This is a genomic window from Corynebacterium sp. KPL4035 (assembly GCF_037908325.1).
Taxonomy (GTDB): Bacteria; Actinomycetota; Actinomycetes; order Mycobacteriales; family Mycobacteriaceae; genus Corynebacterium; species Corynebacterium kefirresidentii.
This window is the reverse complement of record NZ_JBBMGF010000012.1, coordinates 37,785-58,261: the sequence shown is the minus strand read 5'-3', so window position 1 is coordinate 58,261 and position 20,477 is coordinate 37,785. Positions and strand designations below refer to the sequence as shown.

19 protein-coding genes are annotated in these 20,477 nt (G+C 53.2%); 9 read left to right on the top strand and 10 right to left on the bottom strand.

Going from position 1 to position 20,477, the window contains the following annotated elements; all coding sequences use genetic code 11:
* Positions 1 to 3,254 (bottom strand): MobF family relaxase (gene mobF / locus WMP96_RS10225; RefSeq protein ID WP_340433313.1); only part of this gene is annotated, 3,254 nt, incomplete at its 3' end.
* A gap of 227 nt (positions 3,255 to 3,481) precedes the next feature.
* Between mobF and WMP96_RS10220 the strand changes: the two genes are divergently transcribed.
* On the top strand, positions 3,482 to 3,856 hold the full coding sequence (locus tag WMP96_RS10220) for a 3-deoxy-D-manno-octulosonate 8-phosphate phosphatase (protein ID WP_340433310.1): 375 nt from the start codon (positions 3,482 to 3,484) through the stop codon (positions 3,854 to 3,856).
* A 41-nt stretch (positions 3,857 to 3,897) separates the two neighbouring features.
* Here the strand turns inward: WMP96_RS10220 and WMP96_RS10215 are convergent, their stop codons facing one another.
* Positions 3,898 to 4,218, bottom strand: a complete 321-nt coding sequence (locus WMP96_RS10215; protein ID WP_340433307.1) for a hypothetical protein — start codon at positions 4,216 to 4,218, stop codon at positions 3,898 to 3,900.
* A 154-nt stretch (positions 4,219 to 4,372) separates the two neighbouring features.
* Between WMP96_RS10215 and WMP96_RS10210 the strand changes: the two genes are divergently transcribed.
* The 6 genes from WMP96_RS10210 to WMP96_RS10185 all read left to right on the top strand — a co-directional run bounded on the left by WMP96_RS10210 (position 4,373) and on the right by WMP96_RS10185 (position 10,275).
* On the top strand, positions 4,373 to 4,672 hold the full coding sequence (locus WMP96_RS10210; RefSeq protein ID WP_340433305.1) for a ribbon-helix-helix domain-containing protein: 300 nt from the start codon (positions 4,373 to 4,375) through the stop codon (positions 4,670 to 4,672).
* Positions 4,673 to 5,048: 376 nt separating this feature from the next.
* On the top strand, positions 5,049 to 6,008 hold the full coding sequence (locus WMP96_RS10205; RefSeq protein WP_340433303.1) for a replication protein RepA: 960 nt from the start codon (positions 5,049 to 5,051) through the stop codon (positions 6,006 to 6,008).
* Positions 6,009 to 6,937: 929 nt separating this feature from the next.
* Positions 6,938 to 7,537: a hypothetical protein gene (locus tag WMP96_RS10200; RefSeq protein ID WP_340433300.1), complete on the top strand. Its 600-nt coding sequence runs from the start codon at positions 6,938 to 6,940 to the stop codon at positions 7,535 to 7,537.
* A 17-nt stretch (positions 7,538 to 7,554) separates the two neighbouring features.
* On the top strand, positions 7,555 to 8,394 hold the full coding sequence (locus WMP96_RS10195; protein WP_340433297.1) for a hypothetical protein: 840 nt from the start codon (positions 7,555 to 7,557) through the stop codon (positions 8,392 to 8,394).
* Positions 8,394 to 9,359, top strand: coding sequence for a hypothetical protein (locus WMP96_RS10190; protein WP_340433294.1), 966 nt, complete (start codon positions 8,394 to 8,396; stop codon positions 9,357 to 9,359). The genes WMP96_RS10195 and WMP96_RS10190 overlap by 1 nt, the downstream gene beginning before the upstream one ends.
* A gap of 7 nt (positions 9,360 to 9,366) precedes the next feature.
* Entirely contained in the window at positions 9,367 to 10,275 is a 909-nt protein-coding gene (locus WMP96_RS10185) for a hypothetical protein (protein ID WP_340433292.1), read from the top strand.
* A 24-nt stretch (positions 10,276 to 10,299) separates the two neighbouring features.
* Here the strand turns inward: WMP96_RS10185 and WMP96_RS10180 are convergent, their stop codons facing one another.
* On the bottom strand, positions 10,300 to 11,019 hold the full coding sequence (locus tag WMP96_RS10180; protein WP_200445585.1) for an Abi family protein: 720 nt from the start codon (positions 11,017 to 11,019) through the stop codon (positions 10,300 to 10,302).
* Positions 11,020 to 11,059: 40 nt separating this feature from the next.
* Between WMP96_RS10180 and WMP96_RS10175 the strand changes: the two genes are divergently transcribed.
* Both WMP96_RS10175 and WMP96_RS11780 read left to right on the top strand, forming a co-directional pair.
* Complete coding sequence (locus tag WMP96_RS10175) at positions 11,060 to 11,425, top strand: 3'-5' exonuclease (RefSeq protein ID WP_325168057.1); 366 nt, start codon at positions 11,060 to 11,062, stop codon at positions 11,423 to 11,425.
* Positions 11,361 to 11,633, top strand: a complete 273-nt coding sequence (locus WMP96_RS11780; protein ID WP_411776489.1) for a VOC family protein — start codon at positions 11,361 to 11,363, stop codon at positions 11,631 to 11,633. Before WMP96_RS10175 ends, WMP96_RS11780 begins: the two co-directional genes overlap by 65 nt.
* A 228-nt stretch (positions 11,634 to 11,861) precedes the next feature.
* On the opposite strand, the gene WMP96_RS10170 is transcribed toward WMP96_RS11780, so the two are convergent.
* The 7 genes from WMP96_RS10170 to WMP96_RS10145 all read right to left on the bottom strand — a co-directional run bounded on the left by WMP96_RS10170 (position 11,862) and on the right by WMP96_RS10145 (position 20,472).
* Entirely contained in the window at positions 11,862 to 13,688 is a 1,827-nt protein-coding gene (locus tag WMP96_RS10170) for an ATP-dependent helicase (RefSeq protein WP_200445587.1), read from the bottom strand.
* Complete coding sequence (locus WMP96_RS10165; RefSeq protein WP_340433281.1) at positions 13,688 to 15,574, bottom strand: ATP-dependent nuclease; 1,887 nt, start codon at positions 15,572 to 15,574, stop codon at positions 13,688 to 13,690. The genes WMP96_RS10170 and WMP96_RS10165 overlap by 1 nt, the downstream gene beginning before the upstream one ends.
* A gap of 708 nt (positions 15,575 to 16,282) precedes the next feature.
* Positions 16,283 to 16,876, bottom strand: coding sequence for a recombinase family protein (locus tag WMP96_RS10160; RefSeq protein ID WP_340433278.1), 594 nt, complete (start codon positions 16,874 to 16,876; stop codon positions 16,283 to 16,285).
* Positions 16,876 to 17,004 (bottom strand): hypothetical protein, encoded by a 129-nt coding sequence (locus tag WMP96_RS10155; RefSeq protein ID WP_340433275.1) that lies wholly within the window; start codon positions 17,002 to 17,004, stop codon positions 16,876 to 16,878. The genes WMP96_RS10160 and WMP96_RS10155 overlap by 1 nt, the downstream gene beginning before the upstream one ends.
* Before the next feature lie 486 nt (positions 17,005 to 17,490).
* Positions 17,491 to 18,399 (bottom strand): hypothetical protein, encoded by a 909-nt coding sequence (locus WMP96_RS10150; protein ID WP_340433272.1) that lies wholly within the window; start codon positions 18,397 to 18,399, stop codon positions 17,491 to 17,493.
* On the bottom strand, positions 18,399 to 18,539 hold the full coding sequence (locus tag WMP96_RS11775; protein WP_366918726.1) for an iron-sulfur cluster-binding protein: 141 nt from the start codon (positions 18,537 to 18,539) through the stop codon (positions 18,399 to 18,401). The genes WMP96_RS10150 and WMP96_RS11775 overlap by 1 nt, the downstream gene beginning before the upstream one ends.
* Positions 18,540 to 19,356: 817 nt before the next feature.
* Positions 19,357 to 20,472, bottom strand: coding sequence for a 3-dehydroquinate synthase II (locus WMP96_RS10145; RefSeq protein WP_340433269.1), 1,116 nt, complete (start codon positions 20,470 to 20,472; stop codon positions 19,357 to 19,359).
* Between the last annotated feature and the right edge of the window lie 5 nt (positions 20,473 to 20,477).

Genomic DNA, 20,477 nt, shown 5'->3' with positions numbered 1-20,477 from the left:
CGGTAGCGGATAAGCCGTGCCGGATCATGGGCGTTGTCAATATCGCGAGTAGCAGCGTCCATGACGGTGCGCGGGTCAATGCCCGCGTCAATAAGCCTTGCCCAGCCGTGGCGGATGGGTTCTACACCGTCGTCGCTGGTTTCAATCTTTCGGGAAAGGGTGCCGGGTAGGGTGTCGATCCAGTCGGGAAGGTAGGCGTCGATGAAGTCGTTGGTGGCCTCGTCTTTGCCCATGAGCCACAGGCCCATCATGCGATCGGGTGAGGTCTGCTCGTCGACGACCTCGGTTATGACCTCGCGTGCAGCCTTCGGGGTGGTATCGCGCGAGATTGCCTTGTCGAAGACGTCCCTTGTGCTCGGGGCGTGGTCTATGCCTTGGTAGTGGTAGTGGCCTTCCTCGGCAAGTTCATCTAGCTGATGTTCGGTCACAGCATAGATGTAGTTGGCGATTTTTCCTCGGGTCAGTGCAACATACAGCCCGGCTCTATCGACGTGGTGGTCGATGACCGCGCGGGTGCAGTCCACGGTGCTGCCCTGGGCGCGGTGGACGGTAGCAGCGTAGCCTAACTGCACATTGTCGCGAACGTAGTCTGCCGGAAGGCACAGCTCCTCGCCGGTTGCCGTGTTGCGGGCGGTGATACTGCCGTTCTCGGCAATTCCGGTGACGGTTAGCAGCGTTCCGTTGTTAATACGGGTGCTCGTTGCGGTGTCGTCGTCGTAGAAAGTCTGGTTTTTGCGCGCCAGGATCGTATCGCCTAGACCTGCTTTTTCCCCTTTAGAAAGCTGGGCTTCCATGGTGGTGTCTACATCGCCCACGGTGATGTAGTGGGCGCGGATTGTCTCGTTGAGTTCTGCCACATCGCGGTTGGTGGCAGCAATAAGAAGGCTGGTTTTACCGCTGGAAATATCCGCCAAGTAGTCTGCTGCGGCCTTATCCAGCATGTCGCTGCGTGCGCCACCATTGACCCAACCACGCTTAGCGTAGAAGTCGAAAGTAGAAGAATCGCCCTCGCGCAAGCGCAAGCTGGTAGCAGATTGCTCACTATCTCCGCCAAAGCGCACGACTTCGGAGAGTTGATTATCAGTGCGGCCAGAAGCGTTGACCATTGCTCCGAAAAGTCCGCCGTTTTCGACCGCGCCGAGCTGTTTATGGTCACCAATAAAGCGCACGACTGCGCCTGCTTCTTCGGCGATTTCTAGCAGTGAGCCGATGTTAGGGGTCGAGGCCATGCCGGCCTCGTCGACGATGATCATGTCGCCTGCGTTAATGGCTACTGGAAGGTCTTTGAGGCTATGGCCGGGCTTTGTGGGGTGGTTTCCACGCCAGGTGTAGGTGAGTTTGTCGATGGTAAAAGCGTCAAAGCCTAAGTCTTGAGACAACACATCTGCCGCCTGCGCAGACGGGGCTAGGCCAATCACATTGCGGCCCTGGTTGGCCCAGACGTTGGCGACAAGGCGCATAGACGCGGTCTTGCCGGTACCTGCAGGGCCAACGCCGGTAGCGGCCAGTGTGCCGCAGGTAAGTAGGTAACGGGCCATGGATTCCTGCCCTGTATTAAGGCGGAACCCAGCCTCTGCTTCGTGTTCATCCAGTGCTTTATCAATCGCTGCAAATGGTGCGAATGCAGCCACCGGTTCGTTGAGTGCGGCCAGTGCTTTGTCTTCGGTATCGAGGATGTCCTGGGTGGTATAAAGCTCACTATCAGCGCGGGTATCGCGGGCTTTACCTGCCGTATTTTTCAGAGCTTCGGGAAGTTCCAGGAGGTCAAAATCATTCAAGGAAATGGCCTTATCGCGCACAATAGCCTCCACCACAGTGGCATGGATAAGGTCGCGCTCGGAAAGAGAGTCAAAGCGATAGCCTTGGAGTTTTCCACCCGTAGCAGTAGCTACATGGGAGGTGCGAAAGTAGGAACGACGCCTGACAACGGTGTCTAAAACCTCGTCGATAAGACCCGAAAGGTGGGCCTCGGCGTCAAACAGTGGCCGCTCATCACGGCCAGAATCTGCGGCAAGTTGGTTGATTGCAGCTAGTTCTTCTGCGCCGTTTTCGCGAGCGGATACTTCGTTTTTCCAGCCTGCACGAAGCTCTGTGAGGCTTTCTGGTTCACGCTTCGCGTCACGGGTTTCCAGGATAGCTTGCTGCCACAAACGACCCACTTGAACCGAGTTCGGCGTAGCTCCACGCGCGGCAACAAACTCTTCCACCAGTCGCTTGTAGACCGGCTGTGCGCCGCGTCGACGCTTAGAAAAAGACTCCATCAACGAGGCGGAAATACCGTCGATCTCCCACGTGGGTTCCTTGTTTACCCCATGGTCGCAGGCGGTGAAAGTGTAGCCCATCTCGTTAGAAAGCAGGGTGTTCAAGATGGAGTCATAGCGGTGCGAAATAGCTTGAGCCTGCTTGTGTAGTGCTTTGGAATCAAGCGATAGCCAGCGTCCGTCTTCGGCCTGAACCTTGTTAGATACCAGTACGTGCGAGTGCAGATCCGGGTCTCCTGCGCGCGTATCGTAGTGCTTAAACTCAGAGGCGATAACGCCTTTCGTCTTGACTTGTTCGCGCCCTTGCTTGCCGGAACGAGTGAAAAACACGTTGTCTTCTGCCCATGCCATAGCCTCTTTGACGGCCTGGTGATGAAGCGTTTCAATGCGCCGCGCTGTCTCTTCATCAGACAACGCCCACACCACAGACACCGACTTCGCAGGCGAAAAAGTCATATCAAAACCCGACACAGATTGGCGCACGTTGTCTTTAAGACCGTTGACCCAGTTGACAATTTCCCGGCCTGATTGCGGCTCGACTCCGTGTTCTTCAATGAAGAATTCTCGGCCAATATTCTGCACTAATTCGGCTCGCTCTTGCTTGCTCATCAGCGTGCCTGTTGTCTGCCGGTGGCGGCGCTCCGCGTCACGAAGTGCCACCAAGACCGGTACATCGTTAGTGAAGTTAGCGAACGGTCGACCCAGTTGTACGTCCTTGATTTTCTGCCCTTCGGACATCTTCATATCCGCGTCCGGGTGCAGGCCCTCGCCGTATAACGCGGCCATTTGCGACTCGGTAACTTCCCCACCTTGGGTGGCCGTTTCGGTGTTCAAACCGGCCAAGCCAGAGCCTAACCAACGGCCTGGAGGGGTACCTTTCGCGTCGTAATACTTCGACAAACTTGGCGCGTCTGTCGGCCCATCATTGGTAGCCACAGAGCGCAACAGGTACTCATAACCTGTTCCGCTGTTGACTACGCGCAGGGTCATCATGCGCCCTAGTCTAGCAGCCAAAACCCGATTAACACTAAGAGTGCCAATAGTGTGTTGTGAAAAGGGCGCTCGCGCCCGCCGCTGCAGACCTGCAGCGGCTTTAAAACCTGCGGGAATAGTCCACTGATTTCTTCTGATTGCGCCGAGCTTCCCGCGTGGTGTTTGTGTCAGGTTCGGGACGGTGTGTGGGATGGCATTGTGGGGTTATGGTTACCGCAAGTAGAAGTTTGAAGAAGCGTCAGAAACTGCGGCAGCATCTCGAAGAGGAACAGCGCAAGCTGCGCGACCGCAAGAAGAAGCTCAACTCCCTGTCGTCGCTTATCGACCAGCGTGAGAATCTCAACGAGAAGATTGGTCACGCCTCGCAAGCAGTTATCGACCTAGGCGAATCTAAAGAACTCGTGCGCGAGCTCGTCGGTGTAAGCCAGCGCGATTTCAACGCCATGCTCAAGACTGCTAAGGAGTCCTCCCCTAGTGCGGAGGACTCCTCTGGAGACGATGAGTCGCACGCTGGCAATGATGAGGGCCGGGACAACGACGAAGCCGCCAGCGCCCTTAGTGGCGCTGGCGGCGATGATGCCGATGAGAATAGTGACCAGTAGTCAGTAGAGAGAAAGTCAGTCTTCGACGTTAGCGGCTGCAGCTACTGTTGCTCGTTCGGGTCGTAATACTCGCCAGGGTTGGCGGGCGCGTCTTCGTACGTGTTGGAGTAGGGCGAGTCGTTAGTCTCGTCCGTAGCGCGCTCGTAGTGGTCAGCCATGGAGCAAACCATCACGCCGAGGAAGGTGAGGAAGAACCAGATGATTACCCAGGCGATTACTCCGCCTAACGCTCTGATGATTCCTGCCACCAGTCCTGCGCGTCGTATCTGGGCAATGAGCATCCAGACTGGCAAGGCGAAGGGTGCTAACTGCCACCAGTCGGAAAAGTCGTTGATGGAATTGATAAATGGCAGTGCGCCCACGGAGGCGTCCTCCCTCTCTGTGGCGCGCGCCGCTCATGATGCTGTTAAAGAGTTTGAGAAGACTCCTCCAGTCTTACGTATGGTAAACATTGTTTACACAGTGTCGATCAAACAATTCTATCGACAGAACCAAGAGTGGCAGCAAGGGTAAACAATGTTTACCCTTGCTGCCAAGGAGAGGATACTGCATATGAAACAAGCACCCCACCCTTCCGGACGTGTGGTGTCTGTACGGATGCCAGATGAAATCATTGAACGACTCGACGCTCTCTGCGATAGGACAGGACGTAGTCGAGGTTTCTACTTAAAAATGGCTATTACAGCCATGCTTCCCAAACTAGAAGAATTCCATTGGAATCAAGTGGCTGCAGACTTCGAAGAGAAGACAATCAACAACTTGTTTAACCAAATAATGCTCAACGGGCTAAAAGACGAGCCCGAAGAACAAGAGTGACTCCACTAATGCCTTAGGTTCCGAGCAAGCTTCATCAAAGCAAACAGCCGATAAGGCTTCTTGGCAAAAGCCGCCACCATTACTAAATCCTCAGTAAGTCACACTGATGTGATTTAATAGGCGGAGAAAATAAAAAGCCGCGCCTCACACTCGTGGGGCGCGCAGCGCGAGCGGCACACACCCTCGGTTCAAGTCCAGGGCGCGCACATTCCTCAAAACATGAGGAAACCCCCGCATCATCGAGCTGCAACTCTAGCGGGGGTCCAAAACGAAAAAGACACCGACCGTGTCGGTTAAGACTTTACCACTTCCATACGGACAGTGAGCAAAGCACAACATGGGCGGTGTCGATAATCCGAAAGGAGACTACGGCACCATGCAGCCCCCACACACCCCAGACGAGCGCCGCGCAAAGCTCGAAGCAGTCAAGGAACTAGCCCGCAGGCAAGAACACGACGCCGCACAAGAACTCCTGCAAGCCCAAGACGTCGGCTACACCTCTAAACTCTTCGTTCAAGCACTCTTCCCCTACCGCAAAACCGACGACGACAAGCGAGTTATCGAAACCCCCTCTGGAAAAATCGTCGTCTACTCAGACGAAGGACTCCCCTACGGCAAGTACCCGCGCCTCATCATGGCCTACGTCATTACCCGAGCCGTAGCCAACGCAGGAAAAGTCAAAGACGGCGCCCTAACCATCGACGAAGCCTGCCGCATTCCACTAGGCCACTCGATGAACCACTTTCTCCAAGCAATCGGAGTTCCCACCAGAGCAAACGGTGGAAGACGAGGAAATCTCACCATTCTACGTGAACAACTTCTACGCCTTGCTGGTTCAATGATTACCGTTAAAAGCGACGACGGCGTTCACGCACGCGGACGTAACACCCAGATCATGGAGGAATGGGATCTTTGGTTCGATTCACGCGACCCCAACCAGGGCAGCTTCATTGAGTCTTACCTCAAACTCACTCCCCAGTTCTTCAAGCACATTGCAGAATCCCCCATCCCCATCGACCTCAACGTCCTACGCGAGCTCAACAAACCACGAGCCATGGACCTCTACATCTGGCTTACCGTAAAGCAATACTGGCTGGCCAAAAACAACCGCGACTCCTACACATTCACCTGGGACATGATCGCCGCAAACTTCGCCACCAAAGCTTTAGACTCCAACGACGCGCGACAGAACTTCCGCAAAGAAATTAAAAAGGCTGTCCAGGAGCTAAAGACAGCGTGGCCTAACGCCGGCATCGAAGCCGACACGGACGGAGTAACCGTCACCAGAACCGCCCCATCAGTTCAGCAGAAACCACCACGCCCCGAACTCAACTAAGCAGAACACGGAAGACTCGCGCCCTACGGGGCGCTTTCTTTTTACCCAAAAGCAAACTGCGCATATTTACCGATACAAACCCTCCCCGAGCAGCTTGCGCTGATTTACCACACACTCTGCGCTGATTTACCACACAACCCCATTTCCCCTGGTAAAGCTGCGCTGATTTACCACACAACCCCATTTCCCGTGCGCTGATTTACCACACACTCTGCGCTGATTTACCACACACTCTGCGCTGATTTACCACACACTCTGCGCTGATTTACCACACAACCCAAGGTTATTCACAGGGGTTTACCTGCGGGTTTACCTATTTTCCCAGGTCGCTTATAACTATATCCCTGTAGATCTATATCCCCAGCTGATCAACCAACAAAACCGTTCACTACGGGTTACGGTTTATGCTCCCGCCTCGCCTTACGGCTCGTTGGGCTGCCGCCCAAATCAATAGATTTGGTTGCCCCGAAACACCTCACGCCAACCAGCACACACAAAATCCTCACCGACACCACCCCCAAAAGCAAAAAGAATCATGAAGTGCCCCAGGTTTTTCCGTTTGAGTAGATGGGAAAACCTGGGGCACTTCACAGGATTGTCAGAGGTGACCGTGAAACGACATCTGAGAGCGCTCCGATCTGAAGGGGCGATTCCGGAGTAGGGGTCACGCCATAAGCAATATACGGTTTCCCTGCCGCCAGACAGTTAGATAGAACCTCACGTGAAGGAAACCTTTCCTTAATTACCGAGCTTTGACACCAGCAGGGGATCTCCGGTAGCCCGTATCGTTACAGGAAATGTTGAAGTACTGGGGATTTTCCTTTATTGAACGCCTTCCCGCCGCTCTTTGAGGCTGGTGGCTAAGCCTAGAAGTTCATCTGGGTTATCTGCAGAGCATTGCTGAGGCAGATAACCCAGATGAACTTAACGTGTTCATGAAATGGGACAGGACAACACCGCTAAGCGATATTAAAGCTTCTGAAATCATGGCCTTTGGGTACAAGACAAAGGAGACGCAAGTCATTGCGGCAATTTCGAGCCTCCAAGATAAGGTTGCAAATTCAGTAATTCAAGTCCCAGTAACTCAGCCGCATATCCTAAATAAAATTGGTTTGCGGAATGCTCCTAAACCATTGGATCTGCATAAGCGAACAGTTGGGAAAACCTCCGCGCAAAACCAGTTTGCCCAGATGCAAGTATTATTCGCACAGAAGCGAGGCGCATCGGCTGCACGATTAAATCAGCGTGATGTTGATTTTGTCTACGATGAAAAACTTGACAAAAAGGTTCTAAAGACTCTTAGTCGCGGACGCCCTGACGTTAATATTGTCGATAGCTCTGGCCGGTCAATAAAGACGGAGTTTGATCGACCTCCTGCACCACGTGCGTTTCACCATGCACGCCAACTATTGGATGCCAATCCGAATGCAGACGTCTGGCTTCTTACACTCGACGACATCGACGAATCCGACGACCTCATGAAAGTCATCACGGCCAATCGAAAAGCAGTAGATAGCTACAACCCCTAACTTGGAATGGTATGAGAATGAACCTTTACCTTCGACGAGATATTGATTATCTGTTTGCGCCATATTCCTATGACCAATTGTTCCTAAAACTTCCCTACGACTATGCCGTAGAGGCGGCTTCACGCTCGCGAATTTTCATCACGCCTGAAGGTGCTGCCAACAGTTACTGGTCACAGCAATATGTAGAGATTGACACGACGGTCGATGACCTTCCCAATGCACTGCGCCTTGGGGTACGGGATCCGAATATTCCTCGCCGTTGGGCAGCAGTCCTGGAAACCAAGAATCCTGAATGGGTATGGTTCCTGTGCGATAGGCCTATGGAATACGAACAGTTTCTGAGTTTCATTGGACTTGTTGGATCGATTCCTTTCGTCCCGGGAATGACCCAGGTGCTTATCCAGGACCATCCTGACGAGCGAGAGCTAGAGGACGCACTCGGCTCACGCACTGGCACTAAGAACCTCACGGTCCACTCCTATGACATCCATGCCGCTATTGGACTTTCAGAATCAGTACCCGAAAATCGAGGCGAGCAATTCTTCGACGTAGGCATCGGTGAAGGCGAGTCAAGGTTTCAAGCATTTACACAATGGCCAGAGGCGGAAGAATTTCACTTCCCTGGGTTGGAAAGACTAAAAGCTAAGAAAGGACCTTTACGGAAACGGTTTACTACCCAGGATCTGGCTGACTGCGCGCATCTTTTTGGGCTAGATCCTTTCAATAGAGATTTCCTCACCGGACGTGCCACGCTAATTAATGCAGGCTACCCTCTTGCGCAAGCCTATGGATCTTCAGCAATTTTTGATTATCCAGAGCACACGTGGGATCGAGAACATGAAAGGAGTGAAGGTTAATGAAGAAGTTTTTCACCGAGTCCATCGCACCTATATCGTACGAAGTAAAACTCCTTCGATTTCCAATTGAAACTGTCGTCAAGGAGTTTGAGAAGTGGGCGTCAGGTTTCGATAGCCCTTATGCAAAACCCTATCTTTACAGGGAAAATCACAAGGTCGAGTGCAACGTTCATGTCAAAAAAGTAGCGGCTGGCAGAAACCAACTAGCAGGACTAATCAAGCCACAGAATCATATTCTTCAGTTTGTTTTTGTTCCTACTAACTCGGAGTGGACGGCTGTATTCGGGCCATGCTCATTCCCACAATCAACTAAGCTCCCAGGAATTGCCGAGTTTTCTTACGACCTTGCACTCCAGCAAGAAATTACGCCGCAGATCCCGTACTACATTTCTATAGAGCATGAACCATGGGTAGACAACACTGATGAAACTTTTTCCCGCCGAGCAGGCTATGGAATGCTTCGTTTTTCGATGCGTGCGATTCCTTCGAAACCTTATGAAACTTACCTCGATTGCTATGTATACCGCTGTCTGACAAATGAAACTGCTAAAAATTCCAATGGCCGGTGGTATCGATATATGAGGTTTCTTTCTGATCAAACCGAACCGTTTAAAGACTACGGTTTTGATTTTGATTCCTTGCCAAAGGTCACTGAGTTTCCGGAAGATTCTTTTACCGATGAGCACGCGCGGATTATGTGGTCCCAGTTTGGAGAAAAGCAGGTCGAAGACATCCTCGCGCCGCTGGGTGTGTCCCCGTATGACGATGCCTTTTATGGGGCAGAAGGCTATCTAGTGCGCTTAACTCCGGCGCAGGTTGCAGATTCTTATGAGGATCAATTGGTAGAAGCGAAAGACTACGATCCGCCGGCGCGTATCCCTCTAGAGAAGTATCAGTTCTTCCAGGGACTTCATGACGGCCCTATCCGAGCTTGGTCATCGATCCCTGTCTCAGAGCAAGGATGAGTTAGAGATGAACATTCCTACAACAATCAATGCATACGCAGTTGCCCTCGCAGATCTTGGCCACCACGTGTATCTCGGTACTGAGACCGGTCAGATCACGAGAAACCTCCCCATCGATGGACTGCAGGCTTTTATCAGAGCTAACCATGAGTATGAATCGGCAGAGGCAACTTTTTTCATTCCTGGTCTTGTTTCAGATGAAATGACCGCGTTGGCACTGATCAGTGCCTTGCAACAATCTTCGACAGGTCTATGCCGCTTCGTTGTCAGCGAGGGGCACATACAGGCAAAGGCATCTCTACTAGTTGGAGAATTCCTGACAGCTGCGCGGCTGCAGGCATGGTGGCGTCGAAGCCTTGACGAGGTGGAGCAGTGGTATGCGCAAGCGCTCGCCTATTCAATTATCTCTTCCAGCAATACAACTTCTGTACCCGCACACCTTCAACCACAAGGCGAGGTGTTGGATATCTTTACCGATGTTGCGTCCCCCGATGCACAAAAGTGTGAAAGCGTTACTGCTGAGAGAGTTGCAATGTGTATGGCACGTCTTACCGGAGTAATGCCGGAGACTCGTATGGCAGGCAACTTTCAAGTGGTAGAAACAAGTATTGGCGGGCAATTCTTGGATATTGAAGTGGCAGAAAACGAACTGCGCTTTACCATTGGTTCATCGCTCAATAACCAGCATCCGGCTTTGAGTACGGCACTGACTCAGGCTGTTAATCAGCTCCATGTTTTTGAACCAGCGCCCACGGCATTTGTCCTCGACTCCGGAGAACATGTCGAGCTTTATACGCGGGCCGTGGTCGATACGTCCGTCGGACTTGATGACCAAGCATTGCTAAATGCAATACAAAAGTGGGGACCATACGTCTATGACTTTAACGAAAGAATCTTTGCCCAACTGCAAGGATAGACCTTGTGGGGATCCAGGGACGCCTTACCTCCAACTTTTGCGAGGATCTTCTTGCGCTACCCGTCGCACTTGAGAATCTGTCATAGCCCAGGCAGGGTAGCTAGCGTCGATGGCTTTAAGTACTGTCAGAAGGTCGTTGAGTCGTCCTCGGATGTTGGTTTCCAAGAGGTTTTCTTGGTGTGATACTCGGTTGCGTAGACGTGTCAGTCTTTCGATTTTCTTCCCAATGTTTTCCCTCGATTGGTCCTTAAGGTCAACGCGGGGAAAGGCGTGGTGTAAGCACTCTTTCCACAGTATTTTTGCGTTTGGACGATGGTCTGGCAACGCTTCTCCGAGAAGATTCGACCAATTACCTAATGTGAGTTGGGCTATTACATCATCATGGCTGAGCGGAGCGTTCTTGCGCGCGTGTCCATTGCGGCGACGCTGAGATTCTTTCCGAGCCCATTTTCTAGCCTGTCCCATTGGCCCTTTGAACATGTCGTATAAAAGCTGTGCTGATTGGTGTTCAAGGGACCAGTCTCTGGAGCCTTTTTCCTTATCGTTCCAGTCTTGAAGTGCGTTGTTCATAGCGTTGCGTGTTAGAACCTCAAAGTAAGACAGCTGAGAGTGTAAAGCCCCCGCCAGTCGAGTATTCCAGCGGTACAGTGCTACGGCCTTTTCTATATCTTTTCCTGCGGCCATGTAGTACGTTTCGAAACGAGCAGCTCCAAGCATTGTGTCCAGTTCACTTTTGGTCTTCATGAGGTTAATGATATACTTAGAACCGTGAGCGTCGATGTAGATTGGCGCACCATACCCCACGACCCCAAGCCTTGCGCTTGGGGTCGTTGTTTTACCCCTTGGTAAACCCAGGCTTCGCGAGACTCTCACCCACCTAGACAACGCTGCCCACCCGCAGGCGGGCAGGCCAGTCTTTGCCATCATTGACACAGAGACCACGGGGTTTAACAAGCGCTACGATCGCATCATTGAACTCGCCGTCGCCCGCTTTGATGAATCTTTCCGGCTTGTCGACCAATGGCACACGTTGATTAATCTTGACGGCAAGCAGATTAAAAACTCCCACATCCACGGCATCACCAATGACGGACTTGCCACGCTTACTCCACACGGCAGTCGACGCTCCCAACTGTCGGGCACTGGCTGAGTTCTACCGGATCCTTCTCGGTCTGCGATACCGCCCAGGCGATGCGCCGCCAGCGAAGAGCGGAGAGGACGACGCCGACTGGCTGGTGCTGGTCGACGACAGCGGACGTCGTGTCCTCGCTTTCCAGAAAAAGACGGATACTCGGCAACCGACATGGCCGTCAGAGGACGTGCCGATGCATCTCGACTTCGTTGTATCGACCGTCTAGGCGCTGAACCGGCACCGCCGCCAAGTAGAAGAGCTCGGCGCGCGCCTGCTGAGGGATCGGTCGCAGAACCGCGAGGAGCCTCTCCTGGTACTTGCTGATCCGGCCGGGCGTCCGTGCACTCGTTCTGCCTCTGGTCTACGAATGATGACATCTACCTCGGTAGACTGGGGCTCGGCTCTGTAAGACGAACGGCCTCAGGGACCTTGCGTGCGGTCGCGCTCGCCGGCATCAGAACTTGGATGGTGGTCTATTCGACGTGTCCCCCAAGAGCTCCAGGACGTACCTGCTTGGCCCTTCATGCTGAAGTTGCCAGAAGCCGCCCTTGTTCGTCCAGCCACTACCAGTGATCAGGTACAACTCGTTGCGCGCACGTGTGATTGCCACATAGAACCCCCGCCTCTCCTCGGCAACAGACTTCTGATTGGGCGGCTCGTGTTTCCAAGTGGGAGGACCGGTGGGCGCCCACCGCGGGACGCTACCTTCAACCAAACCCGGCATGATAACCACATCAAACTCCCGCCCTTTCGCCGACTGATACGTCGTCACGGTGACCGCCGTCGGGCTAATGCTGGACGCTAAGCCATAGACCGGCACATCCGTCAGATTGAGGAGCTTCTGAAAGTCCTCCTGGTCCGTCTCGTCCTGTAAGGCGTCAATCAATCCTCGGATATCGAGAGCATTGGCGAGCGCGTCAGTAAAATCGCTTGCGGTCAGTTCGGGCGCGCAGTGCAACGAAAAGAACTCGGCGAGCTGGCGACCACGGCTGCGCCTGAACTCCCGAGTCGTGTTCTGTGAGAGCCTCCCGAGATCGCGCGCCAGCGCGGGGATCGTAATATCAATCGGAAGATGCGCGCCTGGCGTATCTGACTTCGTGCTTCGCAACGCACAACGTGAGATCCATCGCGCAAGCGGACCTTTCGGGATCACGTCGGCGCGGTCGTGGAAGTACTCGACGTCTTGACGTTTAAGCTCTACGAGGAGAGCTGTCAGGAATGGCCCCTTTCTCGGGTAGAGCAACGCGATCTCCCCAGGGGGTACACCCGCCAACACTTGATCCTGCACGAGGGCAACAGCTCGCGAAGCGTGCGCCGATTGATCTCCCTCAACTGAGACGTGACGAATGACGCCCTCAGCTTCTCGAACGTTTCGCTGAACTGGCGTTGTCGACGCCACAAACCCTGCGGCCGCCGCAACCAGCGATGCCGCCGAGCGGTAGTTCAAATCCAGCTTGATAGTTTCAAAGCCTGGGCGTTCACTAAGTTCAAGCAGAAAGGCAGGGCTAGCACCGGTGAAGCCCAAGACACTTTGGTTCGGGTCACCCACAGCCGAAACCTCCGTCCCGGCATCATTTAGCATGGTGACGATCGAGTGCAGTACGACTCCCATGTCCTGGTACTCGTCAACGAGGAGGTGGGTGAACCGATTCGTTACCAGACTGAGGATGGTCGGATCCCTAAGAGCTTCCAAGGCTCGAATGACGACTTCCTCAAAATCAAGCACCCCACGATCGAGGAGAGTCTGCGAATATGCTTCCGCAACCGTTCGAAAGGGTTCGCCGACTAAATCGGTGCCATCAACTGCGATTGAACGGCGTGCCCGGGTCAGTGCGGCCCTCGCATCAAAATTGTTCTCGATTCCATGCTCGCTTAGGATTTCCGACGCCACTCTCCTTGCCGTTTCCTCGGACAGGATCTTGACAGTGCCGGGAATCTCTCGTGGCAGAAGCTCTCGGTGGGCAAGGAGAATCTCATTGAGACAAAACGCATGGGCTGTGCCGATTGTGACACGCCGTGATTGCGGTAGCCCTAGGCGTCCGAGGCGTGCTCGCATCTCGTCGGCTGCGGCGTTAGTAAAGGTGATCGTCGCAAGCGCCGACCGGCGGGGTACCGATGTAGCCAGCAAATGCGCGGCACGGACAGTAAGCACGCGAGTCTTTCCGCTACCGGGACCTGCGAAAACTACCACGTTGCCGTCGTGGATTGCCGCTTCTCGTTGCTTGTCGTTCAGGGCAGCCAAAGCCTCTGTCAGACGCACCGACTCAGGCGAACGAGCCATCAGCCGGCCTTCGTTCTGACGACCACCGGCGCTCCGACCATTACCGCAGCCGCGTTAATCGCATCAATCATGTAGCGCAACGGATTGCCAGCGAGCTCCTCGTCAGACAACCGCACGAGTGGGTGTTCCTCTGGCAGGGCGAGGATCTCGTTGGCGACCCGTTGCCCGAGACGTCCCTTGCTCACGTTATCGACGGCCAAGAGTAACGAATGGCGAGTATCGGGCGTGTTGTTGTTCAGAAGGTCGTCGACTCGCTGAGCCGGATCCGTCCTGGCATCTGGACTAAGGAGGTCGGAGACGGCACGAGCGAGTTCTGTGCCCAAGAGCGGACACAGATCTACCTCTAGGGTGTGCTGGCCCACGTAGATCCCCGCAGCCGCCGCTTGCGCATACAGAGCTTCGGGATCAATCGTGGAGTCGTCCTCTCGAAAAGCGACAATCTTCGTCTCGAATTCCTCACCTTCGGCACCTCCGATCAGTCGGGCAGCGCGCACAAGTCCGCTCAGCGTCACATTATTCACGTCCTGATCACCGTCTGTTACCACTAGGTGTGGGATGTCGAAGCCCTCCGGCCCCAAGAGTTTTCGATACGGACCAAAGTCGGTTCCCTGAACGCTGGCGACGACAACACCCCAAGCATCGAGATCGAACCCGAGCCGTTCTGCCAAGCTGCGCATCACGTACACGTCGGCGATTCCCTCAACCAACACGACTGCTTTCGCGAACAAGAGCTCAGCTCGGCTGGTGTCGAGATACCGATCTAGATCCGCGAGTTCCACTGGAGTGAGGTCTGCGGTCGGGACAGTTCGCGCAGTTGTGACCCCCGTGGACTGGTCCGATCGAAGCAGGATGATTGACGCCAGGTCCGCAACTGCGGCGATGTTCGGGCTGTGCGTAGTGAGCACCAGTTTCGTGTAGGCCTGGAGCAGGAAACCGAAGAGTTTCCGTTGAAGGGTGGGATGGAGATGTGCCTCTGGCTCTTCGACCCCAAGGACGAAGTCGAGTTGTGTATCATCTTCCGTCCGGAGGGCCAGCCGTTCTAGTAGAAGTGCTAAGTAAACGACATTGGCGCCACCAGTACTGGTGTCGCTAACATCTCTGCTCCGCGAGCTATCAATGAAGAGTCGGAGACTTCGGACTAGTTGCTCTCCGCGGCTCGCTGCAACGCCCATGGTGGGTTCGACACTGAGGTGCTGGCCACTCATATTGTCGAGGCGAGCTCTGAGTCTGTTACCCGTGGCCAATAGCGCCGTGTCGGCTGCGATCTTGTCTGTCGCACTAGCGATGGCGGCAAGCGCTGTGTCGATAACCGTCCGAGACGGTGGACGCATTTCAACGATGGCGGCGAGAGGGCTCGTGCGCCAGTTTGCGAGATCTCGAGCAGCGTCTCGGAGCGCTGGAACGACAGTCAGGGGCAGCTCGTCAACAATCCGGTTTGCATCCCGCGACTCGTCCGACCCACCGAAGATTCGCCAGACGAAGTTGTGCGCAGCCACATCACTTGCGTCGGTCTCGGCCTCGTCAGGCGCATGTTCCATACGCCAGACATACGTGACACGGGCGGTCAACGGGCTCTTGGAGATGATCCAACCGTCGAACTGACTCAACGCTCCCGTCAAGTCCTCAAAACCCTGAAGCTCTACCTCGACACGAACCTCGACGTCGGCGAGTGGTGTTGACGCGAGGGTCGCCGCGCAGACATCCGTCTCTTTCAGCCGACGGGCACTTCGTGGGAGAGTTGGATCCAGAACTAGCTGGAGCGCGGTGAGCAGGTTGCTCTTGCCGACGCCATTCTCACCGACGACAACTGCGTTTCGCGGAAACGGATCGACCACGAGGCTTTGGAAGTTCCGGAAGTTCGATATGCGGAGCGCGCTGATGTGCAATCTTCCTCCTTTCCGCCGGGCGTGTTCGCTCCGATCATAGTCTTTCCTAGTCAGTGAGGCCTTGTATTACTATTCTGGGCTCATCGTACGCTTTATCTTTGCAGTGTTGGGAGGGGACTACACCGCATCATTCAAAATAAAGCAATTTTCATTACGCTCGGAAACGCACTTGATCTTGTTAATGCAGTAAAGTCCGTCCCTGAATACGAGCACAACACCTGCTATCAGATTAGGGTTGCACCTAACATGGGAGATCGTCCGCATCCAGTTGGAGCACATGAATGCAGAAATTAAAACCTAAGAAATATCATCCAAGACTTGTCTTGATCATATTTCTTGTATTAACGATACTTTTGGGCCTATTTTTCGGTTTAGTCCTAGATTTAGGCACCGGTCCTAGAGTGATTATGGCTCTCGTCGTGTCCTGCATTTGGTTCTGGGTAGATTGGACTATGAGAAAGAAGTATCCGGTTGATGAGGAGTAAATCCCCTCTCTAAAGCCAGTATGGGGCACTCCATTTTAGTTGGAGTGCCCCATACTGGCTTACTTTGCCTCTTGCTTTCAGCTCCTCTAGGGAAAACCAGCAGCTAAACCCACATAAACAAGAACATACGCTATAACATATGCCTAAACATATGTCCCGCCATATGGCAAGACATATGACAGGACTGACGGGCACGCTGATTTACCCTCACAGCTGCGCTGCTTTAGGCGTTTTTCAACGCCCGATACACCGTAGGGCGAGTGACCCCAAACTCTCGCGCCAAGGCTGCCTTTGACTCCCCCGCCAGCGTGCGCTGCTTAATCTCTGCTACCTGCTGCGGGTTTAGGGCTGGTTTGCGGCCTTTGTACTTGCCAGCCTTTTTCGCCAACGCAATCCCTTCCGCCTGGCGCTCGCGGATAATGGCCCGCTCAAACTCCGCAAACGAACCCAAAATACCCAGCATTAAATCCGCGCGTGGATCTGTAGTGTCTTTCGCAAACGCGAGATTCTCATGCAGGAAAGTAACAGTCACACCCTTGTCGGTAAGTTCATCAACAATACCGCGCAGATCCGTCAGCGATCGGGCGAGACGGTCAATCGACGAGACGACGAGTTCGTCACCGTCGCGCACATACGCCATACACTCGACAAGCCCAGGACGCTCTGTTTTAGTGCGGCCGGAAATCTTATCCTCAAAGAACCGGTCAATCCTGCCGGAAGCATTGAGCGGTTCTTTTTGACGCTGATTATTCTGCTCCACCGTCGAGACACGGATATAGCCCACCCGCTGACCATGCGAACCAGAGTCATTGCCCATTAGTCTTCGCCCCGCGAAGGGTTAAAGGCAGCATTCTCCTGGGCAATGACCGCATCACGATACGACTCGACCGCCCGCGCTAAGTCAGCCAACTGTGCTCCGTCGAGACCATCAGCGTCAGCAAGCAAGGATTGTACAATCCTGCCCAACGCCTGCTGCCCCGACGACAACCCATCATGCAGATCTTTCACCCGCGCCAACGCGGGCACAGAGTCAATATGACTTTCAATATGGAAACCATCAGACGACAACACCACACTCACCACTTTCTGTAAACATAAGGCCTAGACCCCACTGGACACGTGTAAAACAATACTATGAACGGCCCTATTTTACAGGAAACATTCTGCCACACACCGGCGTAACAATAGGGTGTAGGCCAGTTTTCCTTGAGTCCATTTCAGGGGGATGGTGCAAAACAGACGCCTATGGCTTCTGCAAAACCATGATTTGAGGCAGTAGACTAGGTTGCGGGAGGATGAAGGCTGGGGCTAGTCGATCCTTGATCGGTAGGCTTGCGTTATCCTGCCGGAGCGTAAAAGTCCTGTTGAATACTGCGATCAGTGTCTGTGTTTTATGACTATTGGTCTAAGGAATGAGAGGGGAGTATTCTACTAGAAATGGGCGGAATTCTTTAGCTCAGCATACGTGGTATGTAGATCGGTCAATAATTTAGCAAACTCTGCATTGATTCTCGAACCGGCGAACGGGTCTTGGAGAAGAGCGGTTCCAATGCTTACCAGATCTGCGCCAGCGGCAATCATTTGAGCGGCTGCCTGGCCAGAGTCAACGCCGCCGCCTCCGATAAGGGGCAAATCAGGAAAAGCTTTGCGGGTTTCAAGGATTGCTTTCAATGCGAGAGGTCTTGTAGCCGGTCCAGAAATGATGCCAAGCGAATCAGGTAAGGCAGGTTTTAGAGTTTTAAGGTTTAGCCCCACTCCCACAGTTGATCCAGTTAGGGATACTGCGGAAGTGCCGTTATTCACACATTCCTGAACCACCGTTGTCAGACCATTGGCAAGCCATGGGAGTTTTGTGATGATTGGAATGCTGTAGTTCATCGATAGGCCTATTTCGGCCACCACCGTCCCAGCGCTTGCGGGATCGGCATAAGGTGAATTGTCCTCGTTTATAGAGTTGTTCCAAGATAGGTTCACCTCTAGGTAAGTAGGGTTACAGTTCCCGTGCAGTGCTTTTGCTATCCGCGTATATTCACTTATGGAGCTTCCCGATATTGATACAGAGTAAGGGGTGGCGCAATTCTCAAGTGCTGGAAGCTTCGTTTCTAGGAATTCCCTCACATTGGTCCGTCCAATGCTTACGGCACTGATTAAGCCAGTTGAATACTCCATGAAACTTGAAACTGACTGCCCCTGGGGTCGTTCAGCGATGGAATCGGTCGTTATGACGGCAAACTCGGATTCTTGGCCGATTCTCCTCAGATGTTCACCGAAGGAACAGCATCCGGATGCGGCAACCAGCGGGCTAGGGGAAGCTAGTTCACTTAAAGAGAATGAATTCATCAGTCGAGACAGCTCCAGTCAACCGAGGAAAGATCCAAGATAGGTCCTGTAGTACACAAGGGTTTTAGCTCGGTGCCTTGATTGCTACCTGTAAATAAGGGGACAGCGCAGGAGAAACAAGCTCCCCAACCGCACCCCATTTGCTTCTCAACGGCTCCAAACGCGGGAATATGAAGCGGTGAGGTAAAGCTACTTAGGTTTCGCAGAAGACCATTCGGGCCACAGGAAAAAACGGTATCGCACCAATCAAGATGTTCCTCTATTTCATCAGTAACCCAGCCACGTTTCCCTACCGAACCGTCATCAGTGAATACTTCAACTTGTTCGCAACATTTTAAGAAAGAGGGCGGCAGAAAGAGGTCCATAGCGCTTCTTGCCCCGATGAGGAGTCGCATTCTCTTGTTCTTGCTGATTCCATCTGTGGCTACGAAAGAGAGCGGGGCAGAACCATGGCCACCAGCCACGAGTAATATCCGGGAGTAGTCGTCAGTGGGGAAGCCGTTCCCCAAAGGTCCTAAAAGGCTCACGTTTTCCCCCACTGTGGTGTGGAAAAACGAGTCTATCGCTCCTCCCGTTTCTGCTACACAAACTGAGACAAGCCCTCTCCTCCTATCGCACCCCTTGATGCTTAACCATCGTCGAGTGACGGCTGGTTCCTTGAGTTGAACGCCTATAAACTGGCCAGGAATGGCTAGTGCTGAGATTTCAGGACAAAACAAATCGATGACATGGTATCTTCCATGGGGCTGAATGTTTCTGATCTCAGCGAATACTGATTGACAGTGTACAGACCTAGCTGACGAAGAACCCAATTTGCCCGTTGTTCCCTTGTTATAATACTAGTGTTCTACCTGTGTAAACGAATGGAGGTTGGCTCGGGAAGGTAATAATGATGACAGTGGTGAGCGTCACCCAGACATTAGTAAGCTGTTGCTCTCTTAAGAGAGCAACAGTGGTTCAGTTTTCCTTGATTGTTTCTCTGATTGGTATTCCCACGTGTCGCCCAGGTGTTGTCAAGTGTGCAAGGACTTCATCTCCTGTGCGCAGTTCAGTGATGTTGATTGGTGTTCCATCTGTTCCAAAAACTCGAACATGCCAATCGTCTTGTAAGACGACGTTGATTCTTTCGCCGGTATCAAATTCTGCTTCCAAAAGACGGAGAGGGCGCACCTCGGTCTTCACGCGTCCGACGGTTGCGTTACGGGCGGTCCCGTCAGTGCTAACGATGGAAACCTCATCCCCGGCCCTTAGCTCTGACATATAGCGAGTGCGACCATTAGAAAGGTATACGTAGCTGTGAACGCCTCCAGCATTGACTCTGAAGGGTCGTTTATCCATATAGGGGAGGTCGAAGACCTCGGAGCAACAAAGGAATCCTCCCTGAGACGTAGAACCTACGACAATACCCTCCTGCTCGGTGAAAAGTGTGACTGCGTCAATGCAGCTTCGATGGCCCATCTGAACGGACGAAGTTCGGATAATACGTGCTGGTTGGATATCCAAGGCTTGCATTTTTGCTTCAGAGAGTCCTTGCAAGAATTGATCGGCGATGTCCTGCCTGCTCGGGGTGAAAAGGACTCCGTCAGAACCACTCTCCATTACCCCTAAGGAAACCATGGCACCTTCGACATCGTTCTCCTCAATGGACTTGAGGACGACTGTCTCAGAATCCTGAAGCTCTGCTAAAACCAGTTCCATAGGAATGTTGGTTGGATCGGCAAAGTGTAGAAGGAGGAAATTGTGCCGGCGCCCATCTGAAATGGCTTGTTCGAGAGTCTCGGCGTTTGTGATCCTGGATTCCAAACAGGTTTCAAGGCTATGACAACGCGCTGTCTCAAGCACATCCATATCCGAACTGGCGATCACTACGCACACGTTGTCGTTAGTAGATTGGATGATGTCTATGAATTCCTCAGTCGAGGCTAACTCGTTTGAACTGATCCGAACCACTCTTTTGAGGGTGGCGGGCATGAATTGGTTTGTCTCTTGGAATTGACTCAGGGAAAGCACCACTCCCGTGTATGCTGACCTTGATAGACGCTCAAAGAGGGATGATTCCAGCTTGTCATTCATCTCAA